Source organism: Methylophaga thiooxydans DMS010, assembly GCF_000156355.1.
GTDB lineage: Bacteria > Pseudomonadota > Gammaproteobacteria > Nitrosococcales > Methylophagaceae > Methylophaga > Methylophaga thiooxydans.
Genome location: NZ_GG657897.1, coordinates 25,525 through 40,154 on the forward strand (window position 1 = coordinate 25,525; position 14,630 = coordinate 40,154).

Below are 14,630 nucleotides of genomic sequence, written 5' to 3' on the forward strand. Positions count from 1 at the left end.
CCCTCAAATCAGGGGCTTTTTTATGACTGATAAAAAACGATACGGCTGGCAACCATAATAAGCGTTAAACCAAGCAACACAGGGATTGATCCATACCCAGAACAGTGGGAATATCGAACTGTAACTCCTATTAAAGGTAGACAATGAACAAAGTTGCTCGCACGACTATTCGCCCGGTCCGAAGTCTGAACCTCTTATCTCAGGAAGAAATTTATAAACTCAGCAACAGCCGTGCTGATTTACATAAGTTATTTCGTGACTGTGCACTTGCCATTCTCAATACCGACAGCGAAATTGATGACGCTGAGGAAATCTTCAAAACCTTTGCTGATTTTGATGTTCGCCTCAAACCTCAACCACGCGGGGTGATGCTGGAAATTCTCAATGCACCGGCGCAATCTTTCGTCGATGGCAAAATCATCCGCGGCATACAAGAACACCTGTCATCGGTTTTACGCGACATTATTTATACCGATTTTAAGATCCTTGCAGAAGAAGCCCACGACCCGGTTCATATCACCGATAAAGTGTTTCGTATACTACGCAATGCCGGCGTGGTGAAACCCGGCGTCACGCCTAATTTGGTGGTTTGTTGGGGTGGCCATTCCATCCCGCGTGATGAATATGATTACGCCAAACATGTCGGTTATGAACTCGGCTTGAGAAGCTTAGATATCATTACCGGCTGTGGCATTGGTGCGATGAAAGGGCCGATGAAAGGCGCTGCCGTAGGTCATGCCAAACAACAAATAAAAGATGGCCGCTATATCGGCATCAGTGAACCCGGCATCATTGCTTCCGAGTCGCCCAATGCGATTGTGAATGAACTGGTCATCATGCCCGATATCGAAAAACGGCTGGAAGCTTTTGTCAGGCTAGGCCATTGCTTTGTTGTGTTCCCCGGTGGTGTCGGTACCGTCGAAGAAATCATGTACCTACTCAGTATCTTGTTACACCCAGAAAACAAACAAGGTATTCCGCTGGTATTTGCCGGACCAGAATGTTGCCGCGACTATTTCGACACACTGGATAACTTTTTACGTCAGTGCTTGGGGGATGACATCACCCAGTTGTACGACATTATTATCGGCTCACCAGAACAGGTCGGCAGTAAGGTCAGGGAATCAATTGAAAATGTTCACCGTGACCGCCATGCGAGTCAGGATGCCTATTACTTCAACTGGCAGTTAAACATTGACCCAGACCTGCAACGGCCTTTTATTCCAACCCATGAAAATATGGCTGCATTAAAACTGGATCTCGCTTTACCAAAACATGAATTAGCCAGCCAGATTCGGTCCGCCTTTTCCGGTATTGTTGCCGGCAATGTTAAAGCTTTTGGTATTCGGGAGGTAGCTAGACACGGACCTTATAATATCAATGGCGACCCAGGAATTATGCAGGCGATCGATGATCTACTGCAGGTATTTGTCCGTGAACAACGAATGAAACTGGGGCAAGGCGAACGCGATTATAAGCCGTGCTATCAAATCGTCCGGCACTAAGACTGATCGATCACCAGTTCCGTGACATAGATTAATTCACAGGCATTGGCCCCCGTGTCTTCACGACTTAATGAACTTTGCCAATGCCAACCATCAACAGCTTGAGCTTTAATGAGTTGCCCTTTCAAGCTGATGATTTGACCAGAGTTTACTAAGTCCAACATGGCAGCAACATGGTCATCTGCTGGCACAATGTGCATATTGGCGCTCTGAGTTTCAAGCTCACGTCGGGGGATGGGGAATTGTTCAACTCGCCAGCGATACCAGCGACCTGACTGACGAATATCGATTTGCGATAACACCGATTCATCCGACATGTTCTGCCAGCCAAGCGCCAAATCGGTTGGCGCGAGTTCACTCTCTTTATCCAGCCAGTAATCTTCCCGTGACAGCACTTTGGCTTGTAATGAAAAATCAGCCAAAGGCGTTATCAGAAAATCATTAAAATCAAAGGTTTCAGAATTATTAATTTTAGTCTGGACTGGCGCGTTATCAACTTTAACGCCGGGCCCCAGACTAACGGTTTCGGCTGCTCGGCATTGCCATACGGCAAAGGCAATCAAAGCAATGAAAACAACATTGCGCAAACTCATGATTGGCTCAAATTAAAGCGTTTGGCAGCAAACAAGATCAACAACAAAACCGGCAAGCCAATTAATGCCGTTAGCAGGAAAAACCACTCATAGCCCATGGCTTCAACCATTGAACCCGAATAGCCACCCAGCATTTTGGGGAGTAATGTCATTAATGAACTGAAGATGGCGTATTGCACAGCCGTGAAAGAAATATTGGTCAAGCTCGACAGAAAGGCAATAAAGGCTGCACTGGCTAATCCTGCTGACAAATTATCGGCTGAAATAACGACATACAACATGGTCAGGTCATTACCCATACCTGCCAGCATCATAAACAATAAATTTGTCACGGCCGACATCAATGCCCCCAAAAACAGTATCCGCATCACGCCAAATCGCACAGCAAGAATACCGCCTAAAAAGCCACCTAATATCGTCATAAACAAGCCGAAACTTTTCACTACCGTCGCTATCTGTGGCTTGGTAAAGCCCATATCCTGATAAAACACATTGGCAATGACGCCCAACACAATATCGGAAATACGATAAAGCCCCACTAATGCCAGCAATAACCACGCTAACGACCAACCATAACGCCGGAAAAAGTCCTGAATCGGCTCAATATAACTACGGCTAATCAATTCCTGGTTTACCCACTCAAAGCGCATACAAAAGCGTCCAAGCATCACCGCCACCAATAAGGCAACAGAGAATCGCAGCATTTCCACCATAATCGCTGCTAGGTAATGGTTATGCACAACATCTGAAAGCACTGTTTTGAGTTGGCTTGCTAGCTCGCTGCTGAGCGCAAAACTGGCAATAAAGCCTGATACAGCGACAAGGAAGGTCACGAATAATCCTGCGTAGTCCCAAGCAGGTTGGGCGGCGCGCTGCTGGTTCACCACCGGCTCATCCACTATCAAGGTAGTGACAATGCCAATCAACATAAGCCCTGCCATGCTGAAATAGGCCATTTGCCAGGCAGTAAAATCATACACCTCCAGCGTCGAGCCGAAAGAGCTGGCAAGAAACAAGGCTCCTGCACCAGCTAGTAACATCCCGATCCGGTAACCCGCAATATAAGTCGCAGACATTAACGCCTGATATTCCTCTCCCGCAGACTCGATACGATAGGCATCAATAACCACATCCTGTGTCGCGGATGAAAATCCTAGAAGAACGGCAGCCAATGCCATCAACGTTAATCCCTGACTGGCAGGGTCGATCAACGCCATCAAAATGATGGCAAGCACCACCATCAATTGTGCCAACAGTAACCAGGCCCGCCGTCGACCCAAGGTGCGGGTCAACAAGGGCAGCGGAATCACATCAACCAGCGGTGCCCAGACAAATTTAAAAGAGTAACCCAGCGCAGCCCAGCTGAAATAGGTCACCGCAGCTCGCTCCACGCCCGCCTCGCGTAGCCACAGACTCAACGATGAAAATATAAGCAATAAAGGCAAACCAGCAGCAATACCAAAAAACAGCATGGTCACCACCCGTGGGTGACAAAAAGCCCGTAAACTCTCCTGCCATGAATGAAGTCGTGCTATCAAAGCGTACTCGCTGGTTTGGTTGAATCGCTTAAAGTAACACTGAAAAATGCGGCAATCCACTCTGTGTTCAGTAGCGACAGGACTAATAGAAATATGCCGACGCCCTAAAACGCTAAAATATGAGAAAATAAAGAGAACTTTTCACACTGACTTGGGTATGACCAGACAGCGAAAAATTATTCATGTGGATATGGATGCCTTCTTTGCATCGGTTGAGCAACGCGATCACCCGGACTATCGCGGTAAGCCTCTAATTGTCGGCGGCCAACCTGATAGTCGCGGCGTGGTCGCAGCCTGTAGTTATGAAGCCAGAAAGTTTGGTATTCATTCTGCTATGCCCTGTTCGCGCGCCTATAGGCTCTGTCCTCAAGCGATATTTGTTAAGCCCCGGTTTGATGCCTATCGTGAGGTTTCACAACAGATTCGTGACATTTTCTGGCGCTATGCCTCTGAAGTCGAACCGCTATCGCTTGATGAAGCCTATCTAGATGTCACTTACACGGAAGACTTCAATGGCTCTGCCACCTTGATTGCCAAAGCTATCAAACAAGACATTCTGCAAGAAACCAATTTGTATGCATCCGCCGGCGTGTCGTATAACAAGTTTCTCGCTAAAATCGCCTCCGATATGGACAAACCCAACGGCCTCTATGTCATTCTCCCTCAGCAGGGTGAAGCCTTTGTGAGTGAATTAGCGATTGGTAAATTTCATGGCATCGGCCCAGCAACTGAAGCCAAGATGAAACAGCTCGGTATTGCGACCGGCTATGATCTTCGGCAAAAATCCGAAGCTGAGTTGACGGAGCGTTTCGGGAAATCCGGTCAGTATTATTTTAATATCGCACGCGCCATTGATGAACGCCCGGTTCGCAGTACCCGTATCCGTAAATCCTTAGGCAAAGAAACCACGTTTTCACACGACATCCTCTCAGTGCCAGAACTCACGGCCAAATTAAGCGATCTTGCTGATATCGTGCTGGAAAGTTTAGCCAAACAAAACCTGAAAGCCCGCACTGTCACTGTCAAAGTGAAATATTCTGATTTTCAGCAAGTCACCCGGGCACAAACTCTGGAACACAGCATTGCTTCGGCTGATTTAAACGAATGGATTCCGAAGTTATTAGCTCGAACGGAAGCGGGTCAAAAAGCCGTCAGACTAGTGGGATTGAGTTTGAGTGGGTTTGATGTGCCGGTTATAGAGAAAGTGCAGCCGCAGTTGGATTTGGCCTTTTGCGATCCCTTTTAGACTCTCCCTAATCAGATCGGGAAAAAGTCACATACCGTTCTAGGAAAAACAGAGCTAAATTTATAAGAGCTACTTTTCAGGATTAAAAATAAATGGATTTTCGCTTCAAAAAAACTTTTTTCATTCGTCTTTGCGGGGGGCTACTGAGACTGTTTATTATCTATTTATTAATCCCTGCGACTTTGGTGTTTTTGATAGTGGTGTTCTACACCGCCTTGGAATTCGGCCCCATGTTAGAGCTGGCAGATAAACTCTCAAGCTTTAACTACCTGACGCTCTTGACTCTGGTGAGCCTGATTCCTCTCGGAATGACTTATTGGTGGCAACGTGATAATAAACCGCTACTGTGGTTATGCATAACTTTACTGATATTACACGTGGTTTCACTGGAGTATTTCGATGTTATGCCTAACCTTACTATTGAAACCAGTAGCGGACGGGCATCGGAGTATATGATATCCCCCAGCCTGCTGATCATGACTGTGCTGCTCTTATTCAGCATTATCCACTTTTTGCTACCAAACCAATACAGCAGACCATACCTGTCGCTATTACCCTTTTTCCTACTCATCAGTTGGTACTATGAAGCTGTAGCCCCTGTACTGGGTGGACTGGTTGGAATTCTAAGTTCCGATCCAACATCACCTCTAGTAAAAGCCGAAGCTATAAATGTTGTAATTTATTTCGCCAAGTCTGTTCCTGGACTGTTGCTGGTCTATTCGGTACCTTTCTGTCTTTATCTGCTTGCAATGTTTTGGCAGCCCCTGACTGATTTTCTGGCAGGTATACTCTGTCAGTTCCAACAAAGAAGAGCCAGTAGCTGAATCAAGGGATAAGCCAACTTGATATTCGATTGTCAGCTATGAAAAGGGCTGAATCGAGTTTCTCCCTAACTTTAATTTCACTACGCCAAACCTCACCAGGTCAACGGGGTCAGACACGATTGAAAATAATGCATACGCTGCCGCTAGGCGTTCATTTAATTGGATTCGTCGCGTCCATGCGACTCACTCTTCGAGCACCTCCGGCGTCCAAATTCGTTCCAGACGAATTTGTGTTTGCCCCAAAATAAACGAACCAAACAAAAAGGCACCCGATATTGCCTTATTTCTAAAAATTAACTTCATTTTATGGCGTGGACACAAACTCGCTACGCTCAAACACGTGTCCACTTAATCCATAAAATAAAGCCAATTTTTAGCGGCAATAGACGGGAATAAGGGGCTATCACGAACTTCCCCGTTTGTGCTGGCGAGAAATGGCATTGGTTCAGGTCTGAGGGCGGCTAGTGTGTGAGCGTAGCGAGTTTTAGCCGACCGCCTGAATTAATGTTATGACGAGTGAAGCCGTAGGCCAGCACGGTGGGGTGCCTTAGGGTTGTTAGGGAAATGGGCATACATTTCCCTGACTCGCCATCAAGGCGAAATTCCTTCCCAAGCTATCAGAAGCTGAAAGCTTGGGAGAAAAGGAAGTGAATTTTATTTTCCAACTAACTTAATCACGTTCGCCCATATTTTCAGTCGGCTGAAAGCACATTTCACAAAATTACCGTCTTGGTGTTTAAAGCGTTTTTTCAGTGCTTTTTTCACTTCCCAAGTGCCTTTATAGCCATTAGGAAATACGACTAAGTCTCCCGCTTTAAATGTGGTCGCTGGGCCACCATCTTCAGGCGTCATCACACATTCACCTTCGACGATAAACGCAATTTCTGTAGTAACAAACGCCCACGGAAAGACCGAAGCTTCCTTTTCCCAGGTTGGCCAATGAGCAACGCCCAGTTGTTTTAAACGTGCTTCGCTGGGGTTGTTATCAACGGTAATTTCTTTCATTTTGATTCCTAAGTGTAGATTTGTATCCAAAATCAGTGGTGATTTGGGATGAGTCTTTGTATTTGATTGACGTATTTTGCCTGTCTTTTAACGATAAACCGAATTTATCGATCACAGACCATGTTTGAGCAAAGGCAATTTGCCATAATGGTGGCTTTTATCTGTGACTGAACCTTAATATGGAAACTGCCGGGCAACCAGCGCTGAACGTCTTACAAAGCATCTTTGGTTATGATGCCTTTCGCCACAACCAGCAAGCCATTGTTGAGCATGTAATTAGCGGCGGTGATGCACTCGTGTTGATGCCGACTGGCGGCGGGAAATCGTTGTGTTACCAGATTCCGGCATTGGTTCGGTCGGGCACGGCGGTGGTGGTCTCGCCCTTAATTGCCTTGATGCAGGATCAGGTGATGGCGTTAAAACAGCTGGGCGTCAAAGCAGCTTTTTTGAATTCAAGTTTATCCGCAGCGCAAGCGCGTGATGTGGAGCAGCAGCTTGAAGCCGGTCAGATTGATTTACTGTATGTAGCGCCGGAACGTTTGCTTGGTGAGCGTATGCTGTCGTTTCTAGAGCGTCTGCCAGTGGCCTTGTTCGCAATTGACGAAGCACACTGCGTATCGCAATGGGGCCATGATTTCCGGCCTGAATACCAACAACTGCGGATCTTACATGAACGGTTTCCGAGTGTGCCACGCATTGCTCTAACCGCGACGGCGGATAAGCGCACCCGCATTGAAATTATCGAACAGCTAAAACTGCAAGGCGCTGAGGTTTACCTAAACAGCTTTGATCGGCACAACATTTTTTATGCGATTGCCGAAGCGCGACAAGCCAAACAACAGTTGTGGGATTTCATTCAAAACCAGCATGCTAATGACGCTGGCATTGTTTATTGTCTGTCGCGTAAAAAAGTTGAAGCAACGGCACAATGGTTAAGTGAACAAGGCCGGATTGCTCTGCCCTATCACGCAGGCTTACCTGCAGAATTACGTGCCCACACCCAACAACGTTTTCTACGCGAAGAAGGCATCATTATTGTCGCCACCATTGCTTTTGGCATGGGCATTGATAAGCCTGATGTCCGTTTTGTAGCGCATTTAAATCTGCCTAAAAATATTGAAGCGTATTATCAGGAAACCGGCCGCGCTGGTCGTGATGGCCTGCCCGCTAATGCCTGGATGGCTTATGGGCTGCAAGATGTCATCACCTTGCGCCAGTTTATGCAGGACTCACAAGCCCCTGAGCTAATCAAACGGGTAGAGCATCACAAATTAGAAGCGATGCTGGGCTTATGTGAACTTATCACCTGCCGTCGTCATGCTCTATTAGCCTATTTTGACGAAGACGCGCCGGAAAAATGTGGCCACTGCGACAACTGCGTTAACCCACCAGAAAACTTTGATGCGACCGAAGTTGCCCAGAAAGCTTTGTCTTGTGTGTATCGCACTGAACAACGCTTTGGGGTGACGTATCTCATCGATATTTTGCTAGGCACTGATGATGACCGCATCAAAGCCAACCAGCATGATCAAATCAGCACGTTTGGTATCGGCACCGAACTCAATGCCACGCAGTGGCGAGGCATATTCCGACAATTGATAGCAACCGGCTACTTAGATATTGATATCAGCCGCTACGGGGCTTTGCGCTTAACCGAAAAATGCCGCGCTATTCTGCGCAGTGAACAAACCTTGCTGCTGCGCAAACAGCAGGACAGAAAAGCGACCACTAAAGCGGGTAAAAAACAGGCTTCCGTTCGCCCGCAGGATGAAAAGCTCTGGGAAGCGCTGCGTCAGTGTCGCTCTGATATCTCTCACAAAAATGGCGTGCCACCCTATGTGATTTTCCATGACGCAACATTGCAGGAGATGTGTCGTTATCGACCTAAAGATTTGGCTGCAATGCAACGTATTTCAGGTGTCGGTGAACAGAAATTGAATCACTATGGACATGTTTTTCTGGAAGTGATTCAGCAACATCCTTTATCCGAATTACTCAACAACGGCCTAAGTGACACCATCAATGACACCTTGTTATTGCATGAAAAAGGCCATGCGGTAGACGCTATCGCTAAACAGCGTGATTTGAAGCTAAACACCGTTTATAGCCACTTAGCAGAAGGGATAAACGCTGGCTTACTCGATGTTAAAGATGTACTGGATTTGGACAGCGCAGAAATAGAGGCCATTACGCTCACGATTGAGTCGTTGGGTGATAAATCACAGAGCCTGAAAGCGATTTATCAGGCTCTGGATGAAGTTTACGATTATGGAAGCATCCGCTGTGTGCTGGCATCCCTCTATTAACGCCGACTAACAGCACACAACTATCAGGTTTTATCTGCCTGCACTGTTTGCAGCTGTTTCAATAACGCTTCCGCCTCTTCGGTGAGGGTCGCAAACTGACGGATATCGCCATTTCGCTGCGCATTTAATGCCTGCTCCCTTTTTTGTGCCAATTGCTTTTTTAACTTTTTCTCTGGGTTTGCCTTAAAGAACGACAACATGATAATTCTCTGATGATTAAAATAAGTCAGAGAGGCATGGCGAGAGAAAGTTCATCGCTTATTCAGGCATGGCATAGTCATAATCGATGGTTAATGGCGCGTGATCAGAGAAGCGTTCGTCACGATAAATATCTGTGGCTTTAACCGTGCCTTTCATTGAGGGCGATAGAATATGGTAGTCAATCCGCCACCCGACATTATTCGCCCAGGCCTGCCCACGGTTCGACCACCAGGTATATTCATGTTCTTGTTGTGGTAGCTCACGAAATGCATCGACAAACCCCATTTCATCAAATAGTTTATCCAGCCACGCGCGCTCTTCAGGCAAGAAACCTGAGTTCTTCAAATTGCCTTTCCAGTTCCGGATATCCTCGTTCTTATGCGCAATATTCCAATCACCGGTGATCACGTAATCACGACCTGATGCTTTCATTTCCTGCATTTTGATTTCAAAAAAGTCCATACAGCGATATTTAACCTGTTGGCGTTCTTCTTTTGACGAACCAGAAGGCATGTATAAAGAAATAACGCTCAATTTGCCAAAACGCGCTTCGATATAGCGCCCTTCCACATCAAACTCAGGGTTATCCATACCCACGATGACTTCATCAGGTTCAGAGCGGCAATACAACGCGACGCCGCTGTAGCCTTTTTTCTCAGCGTCATGATAGAAACAGTGGTATCCTTGCGGCGTGAAAACAGCATCTTCCAGTTGATGGATTTGCGCTTTAGTTTCCTGAATACAGACAACGTCCGCGTTTTGCTTGAGCAACCAGTCGAAAAAACCCTTACGGGCAGCGGCACGAATGCCATTGACGTTAACCGTTATAATGCGCATGTTTTACCCTGTCAGAAAAAATTTCACATCATACCATTTACAAAGCAGATGAAAATCAGGATAATGTCCGGTTCATCGAATATAGATAGCTGATTTTTTAGGAGAAGCACTTTGGCAAACTCGGCACAAGCAAGAAAACGCGCACGTCAAGCGGAAGTACACCGTCTGCGTAACGCCAGCCAACGTTCAGCGATGCGTACAAGCATCAAAGCACTGAGAAGAGCAATTGCAGCGGGCGATAAAGAACAAGCCGTTGCTGCTTTCCAAGCTGCAGTGCCTGCTCTGGACCGCATGGCTCGTAAAGGCATTATTCATAAGAATACTGCTGCACGTGGCAAAAGCCGCTTGAACAACGCTGTTCGCGCAATGTAATTTAAAGCTTAACGGCTTTAAACAAAAAAACCGGCCTAGAGCCGGTTTTTTTATGTCTGAATTAGTTGATTAAGCAGTAATCACTAAATTATCACGATGGATTAATTCTGGTTCATCGACATAACCCAGCAAACTTTCAATTTCTGAGCTGGCATGGCCTTTTATCCGGTGTGCTTCATCGGCATTATAGTTAGCTAAACCGCGCGCAATTTCTTTACCTTGCATATCACGGCAAATCACTAATTCACCGCGGGTGAACTGACCTTCAACATGCTTTACCCCAACGGGTAATATACTGCGGCCTTTTTCTTTTATTACCGTAACAGCGCCATCGTCCAAGACTATTTGACCTTTGGCAATGAGATGGCCAACCAGCCATTGCTGACGTGCAGTAATCGGTTTGTTATCAGGCCACAATAAGGTGCCGACACCATGACCTGCTGCTAAGTGACGTAAATTATCCGGATGTTTGCCAGACAAAATCACCGTATAAGCACCAGAACGCGCAGCGCGACGCGCCGCCAATAGTTTTGTCGTCATACCGCCACGACCTAAATCGCCTTTACTATCACCGGCCATTTGATCCAGAGCAGCATTACTGGCTGCCGAGGCTGCAATCATACGAGCATTAGGGTTTTGTCGCGGATCTGAATCAAACAAGCCATCTTGGTCAGTAAGAATGACAAGGACATCCGCTTCCACTAGGTTGGCTGTCATTGCCGCCAAAGTGTCGTTATCACCAAAGCGGATTTCTTCCGTCGCAATGGCATCGTTTTCATTAACAACAGGGAGAATATCGAGGTCCAACAGGGTATGTAGTGCGCTACGCGCATTAAGATGTCGCCCACGATCTGATAGATCAGAATGCGTCAGCAGAATTTGTGCGGTATGAATACCGTGTTTAGCACATTCGGTGGCATACGCATTCACCAACCCCATCTGGCCAACACTCGCGGCGGCTTGCAGTTGGTGAATTTCATGGGGGCGACGCTTCCAGCTCAGTTGCTGCATACCAGCAGCAACCGAACCTGAGGTGACTAAAACAACTTCTTTACCCTGGCGGCGTAGCTCAGCAATTTCACCACTGAGCCAGCGGATACGTTCTATATCGAGTCCCTCACCAACACGCGTCAGCAAAGCACTGCCGATCTTAATAACCCAACGTTTGGTATTAAGAAGTTGCTGATGAGGTTCAGTCACGTTGTTTTATTCCTCGGTATCGTCCGTGGCAGAGTCTGCGTTATCTTTGGTTTCTTTAAGCTGTTCCAAGTAAGTCATCACTTCGTCACAAAGGCCATCACAGCTTTCGCCGCTCTGTCCACTGACCCGGAATACCTTACCTTTCCAGTTGAGCTTGTCAATCACTTCACGACACAGTTCTTCGCGAATATCATCAGGCACCAAGTCCATTTTATTTAAAACTAACCACTGTTCCTGACTGCCGAGGGCTTCGCTGTAGTTTTCCAGTTCGCGGTTAATGGTCTTTACGCTTTCAACCGGATCCTGTTTTACATCAGCAGGCGCCATATCAACTAAATGCAATAATAAGCGGGTACGGGTTAAATGGCGTAAAAACTGAATACCCAATCCAGCACCGTCCGCAGCACCTTCAACCAAGCCAGGCACGTCTGCAATGACAAAACTACGCACATCTTTCAGTGTAACCACGCCAAGATTAGGGTAAAGCGTTGTAAACGGGTAGTTTGCGACCTTAGGCTGCGCAGCAGACACTTGACTGATAAACGTTGATTTCCCTGCATTTGGCAAACCCAGCAAACCAACATCAGCCAGTAGCTTCATTTCTAAGCGCAAATGGCGCTCTTCACCCGGAGTACCATCACTGGTTTGTCGCGGCGCACGATTGACGCTGGACTTATAACGGGCATTGCCCAAGCCGTGCCAGCCACCTTTGGCCACTAATAACTTGGTACCTTCTTCGGTCAAATCACCAATTAATTCGTCGGTATCATCGTCCCATGCTTCGGTGCCGATAGGTACTTTAATGACCAAGTCTGCACCGCGCGCACCACTGCATAATCGACCACGACCATGCTCACCACGCTCTGCCTTGTAGTTACGCTGATAGCGGAAATCAATCAGTGTGTTTACCTGTGAGTCAGCAATCAGGTAGACATCACCACCATCGCCGCCGTCGCCGCCATCAGGGCCACCAAAAGGAATGAATTTTTCACGACGAAAACTCAAGCACCCGTTACCACCGGCACCGGCACTGATTTTGATTCTCGCCTCATCAACAAATTTCATTGTCGTAACCCGACCTTAATCTCTTTTCTTCTCTGCGCATACGCCAGAAACAAAAAACCCCGCATCAGCGGGGCTTTCGGCTGTTTGCCCCAACGGGCTAACACTATTTTTTAGTCAGCAACAACACTTACGAAAGTGCGGTTTTGAGGACCTTTAGTCTCAAACAAAACTTTACCTTCAGCCGTTGCAAACAATGTGTGGTCTTTACCAATACCTACGTTACGACCTGCATGGTAACGTGTACCACGTTGACGAACTAGGATGTTACCACCTGTTACCGCTTCACCACCGTAACGTTTAACGCCTAAGCGTTTAGACTCTGAATCGCGTCCGTTACGCGTACTACCACCAGCTTTCTTATGAGCCATTTTAAACCTCTTCTAAACGATTTTAGGCTGAGATGCCTGTAATTTCGATTTCAGTATAAGCTTGACGATGCCCCATTTGCTTGCGGCTGTGCTTACGACGACGGAACTTGACGATTTTAACTTTATCGCCACGACCGTTTGCTGCAACTTTAGCAGTTACTTTAGCGCCATCCAGGTATGGTGCGCCAACTTTTACGTCTTCGCCTTCACCAACTAACAGCACTTTATCAAGCTCAACCGTATCACCGGCTTCTGCAGTCAGTTTTTCAATGCGGAGCTTTTCGCCCTCTTTAACTCGGTATTGTTTACCGCCAGTCGCGACAATAGCGTACATCGCTGTCTCCAAATATAATATGTTAATTGCAGGTTACCCAACAAAAGACCGGCAATTGTAGCGCCTTTCTTAGGTGAGATCAAATCAGAATTTCAGTCTTATTTGATCATGGCGTTTGGCAGAGGGGCAAGCCCTCCGTTAAATATTTGCGCCCATTCTCCGTGCATGAGAAAGTACGCGTTTCACACGACATATTATAGGCAGATTTAGACGCCGTGGATATCCAATCCATTTATTCTTTGATTGAAGATGATATGACTGCTGTTGATAACTTAATTCAACAACGATTGCAGTCAGATGTTGCCCTGATTAATCAGTTAGGGTTCTACATTATCAATAGTGGCGGTAAACGTTTGCGCCCGGCCATTGCGATTCTCAGTGCGAAAGCGTGTGGCTATGAGGGTGACAAACATATCAACCTCGCCACGATTATCGAATTTATCCATACCGCAACCCTGCTGCATGATGATGTGGTCGATAATTCCGCGATGCGCCGAGGTAAAGAAACAGCGAATAATCTCTGGGGAAATGAAGCCAGTGTTTTAGTCGGTGACTTCCTCTACACCCGCTCATTTGAAATGATGGTGGAAATGGACTCCATGCGGTTGATGAGGATTCTGTCCAGTACGACAAACATCATTGCTGAAGGTGAAGTGCTGCAGCTATTAAACTGCCACGACGCCGACACCACGGAAGCACGATATCTAGAAGTCATTCATCACAAAACAGCCAAGTTGTTTGAGGCTGCGGGTCAACTCGGTGCGGTCATCAGTCGTTCTGCTGATGATATTGAACAGGCGATGGCACGCTACGCCATGCATTTAGGCAGCGCTTTCCAGTTAGTCGATGATTTGCTTGATTACAGCCAATCCAGTGAAACCATTGGTAAAAATATTGGTGATGACTTAGCAGAAGGTAAACCCACCTTGCCGCTTATTCATGCAATGCGGCAGGGAACAGATCAACAGGCCGCTATCATTCGCGAAGCGATTGAACAGGGGCAGCGTGACCGCATTGATGAAATTATTACTATCATTAATGAAACGGGTGCCATCGATTACACAGCACATGCCGCCGCACAGGAAGTGGCGCATGCCAAGCAGGCTCTGGCTACACTGCCTGAAACGGACTACAAGCAAGCGTTGTTATCCCTAGCTGACTTTTCGATTAGTCGTGATTATTAAACCTAATCACTTTGTAGATAGTCCACGATTCGCTATTCTTAACACCTATGGC

The 14,630-nt window shown here is 46.8% G+C and carries 15 protein-coding genes; 6 read left to right on the forward strand and 9 right to left on the reverse strand.

Annotation, left to right across the window (positions count from 1 at the left end):
- Positions 1 to 143: 143 nt before the first annotated feature.
- Positions 144 to 1,505 (forward strand): nucleotide 5'-monophosphate nucleosidase PpnN, encoded by a 1,362-nt coding sequence (ppnN, locus tag MDMS009_RS07020; RefSeq protein WP_008291012.1) that lies wholly within the window; start codon positions 144 to 146, stop codon positions 1,503 to 1,505.
- On the opposite strand, the gene MDMS009_RS07025 is transcribed toward ppnN, so the two are convergent.
- Both MDMS009_RS07025 and MDMS009_RS07030 read right to left on the reverse strand, forming a co-directional pair.
- Positions 1,502 to 2,098 carry a hypothetical protein gene (locus MDMS009_RS07025; RefSeq protein WP_008291040.1) on the reverse strand — a complete coding sequence of 199 codons (597 nt, stop codon included), beginning with the start codon at positions 2,096 to 2,098 and terminating at the stop codon, positions 1,502 to 1,504. The two genes, ppnN and MDMS009_RS07025, sit on opposite strands and share 4 nt — an antisense overlap.
- Positions 2,095 to 3,696 carry an AmpG family muropeptide MFS transporter gene (locus MDMS009_RS07030; protein WP_406564440.1) on the reverse strand — a complete coding sequence of 534 codons (1,602 nt, stop codon included), beginning with the start codon at positions 3,694 to 3,696 and terminating at the stop codon, positions 2,095 to 2,097. The genes MDMS009_RS07025 and MDMS009_RS07030 overlap by 4 nt, the downstream gene beginning before the upstream one ends.
- 97 nt (positions 3,697 to 3,793) lie before the next feature.
- On the opposite strand from MDMS009_RS07030, the gene dinB reads away from it, so the two are divergent.
- Both dinB and MDMS009_RS07040 read left to right on the forward strand, forming a co-directional pair.
- On the forward strand, positions 3,794 to 4,882 hold the full coding sequence (gene dinB, locus MDMS009_RS07035; protein ID WP_008290912.1) for a DNA polymerase IV: 1,089 nt from the start codon (positions 3,794 to 3,796) through the stop codon (positions 4,880 to 4,882).
- A gap of 92 nt (positions 4,883 to 4,974) precedes the next feature.
- Positions 4,975 to 5,706 carry a hypothetical protein gene (locus tag MDMS009_RS07040; protein WP_008291066.1) on the forward strand — a complete coding sequence of 244 codons (732 nt, stop codon included), beginning with the start codon at positions 4,975 to 4,977 and terminating at the stop codon, positions 5,704 to 5,706.
- A 654-nt stretch (positions 5,707 to 6,360) separates the two neighbouring features.
- Here MDMS009_RS07040 and MDMS009_RS07045 read toward each other — a convergent pair.
- On the reverse strand, positions 6,361 to 6,711 hold the full coding sequence (locus tag MDMS009_RS07045; protein WP_008291127.1) for a cupin domain-containing protein: 351 nt from the start codon (positions 6,709 to 6,711) through the stop codon (positions 6,361 to 6,363).
- Between the two features lie 179 nt (positions 6,712 to 6,890).
- On the opposite strand from MDMS009_RS07045, the gene recQ reads away from it, so the two are divergent.
- Positions 6,891 to 9,017, forward strand: a complete 2,127-nt coding sequence (recQ, locus tag MDMS009_RS07050) for a DNA helicase RecQ (RefSeq protein ID WP_008290957.1) — start codon at positions 6,891 to 6,893, stop codon at positions 9,015 to 9,017.
- Between the two features lie 23 nt (positions 9,018 to 9,040).
- Here the strand turns inward: recQ and MDMS009_RS16250 are convergent, their stop codons facing one another.
- Positions 9,041 to 9,217: a DUF6435 family protein gene (locus MDMS009_RS16250; RefSeq protein ID WP_008291069.1), complete on the reverse strand. Its 177-nt coding sequence runs from the start codon at positions 9,215 to 9,217 to the stop codon at positions 9,041 to 9,043.
- A gap of 58 nt (positions 9,218 to 9,275) precedes the next feature.
- Positions 9,276 to 10,055: an exodeoxyribonuclease III gene (locus MDMS009_RS07055; protein ID WP_008290973.1), complete on the reverse strand. Its 780-nt coding sequence runs from the start codon at positions 10,053 to 10,055 to the stop codon at positions 9,276 to 9,278.
- A 111-nt stretch (positions 10,056 to 10,166) separates the two neighbouring features.
- Here MDMS009_RS07055 and rpsT point away from each other — a divergent pair, with 111 nt between their 5' ends.
- Positions 10,167 to 10,427, forward strand: coding sequence for a 30S ribosomal protein S20 (rpsT, locus tag MDMS009_RS07060; RefSeq protein ID WP_008290907.1), 261 nt, complete (start codon positions 10,167 to 10,169; stop codon positions 10,425 to 10,427).
- A gap of 69 nt (positions 10,428 to 10,496) precedes the next feature.
- On the opposite strand, the gene proB is transcribed toward rpsT, so the two are convergent.
- The 4 genes from proB to rplU all read right to left on the reverse strand — a co-directional run bounded on the left by proB (position 10,497) and on the right by rplU (position 13,394).
- Complete coding sequence (gene proB / locus MDMS009_RS07065) at positions 10,497 to 11,627, reverse strand: glutamate 5-kinase (protein WP_008290928.1); 1,131 nt, start codon at positions 11,625 to 11,627, stop codon at positions 10,497 to 10,499.
- A gap of 6 nt (positions 11,628 to 11,633) precedes the next feature.
- Positions 11,634 to 12,692, reverse strand: a complete 1,059-nt coding sequence (gene cgtA / locus MDMS009_RS07070) for an Obg family GTPase CgtA (RefSeq protein WP_008291171.1) — start codon at positions 12,690 to 12,692, stop codon at positions 11,634 to 11,636.
- 110 nt (positions 12,693 to 12,802) lie between these two features.
- Positions 12,803 to 13,060 carry a 50S ribosomal protein L27 gene (gene rpmA, locus MDMS009_RS07075; protein WP_008290891.1) on the reverse strand — a complete coding sequence of 86 codons (258 nt, stop codon included), beginning with the start codon at positions 13,058 to 13,060 and terminating at the stop codon, positions 12,803 to 12,805.
- Positions 13,061 to 13,082: 22 nt separating this feature from the next.
- Positions 13,083 to 13,394 carry a 50S ribosomal protein L21 gene (gene rplU, locus MDMS009_RS07080; RefSeq protein ID WP_008291084.1) on the reverse strand — a complete coding sequence of 104 codons (312 nt, stop codon included), beginning with the start codon at positions 13,392 to 13,394 and terminating at the stop codon, positions 13,083 to 13,085.
- A gap of 215 nt (positions 13,395 to 13,609) precedes the next feature.
- Here rplU and ispB point away from each other — a divergent pair, with 215 nt between their 5' ends.
- Positions 13,610 to 14,578, forward strand: a complete 969-nt coding sequence (gene ispB, locus MDMS009_RS07085; protein WP_008290910.1) for an octaprenyl diphosphate synthase — start codon at positions 13,610 to 13,612, stop codon at positions 14,576 to 14,578.
- Positions 14,579 to 14,630: the final 52 nt, after the last annotated feature.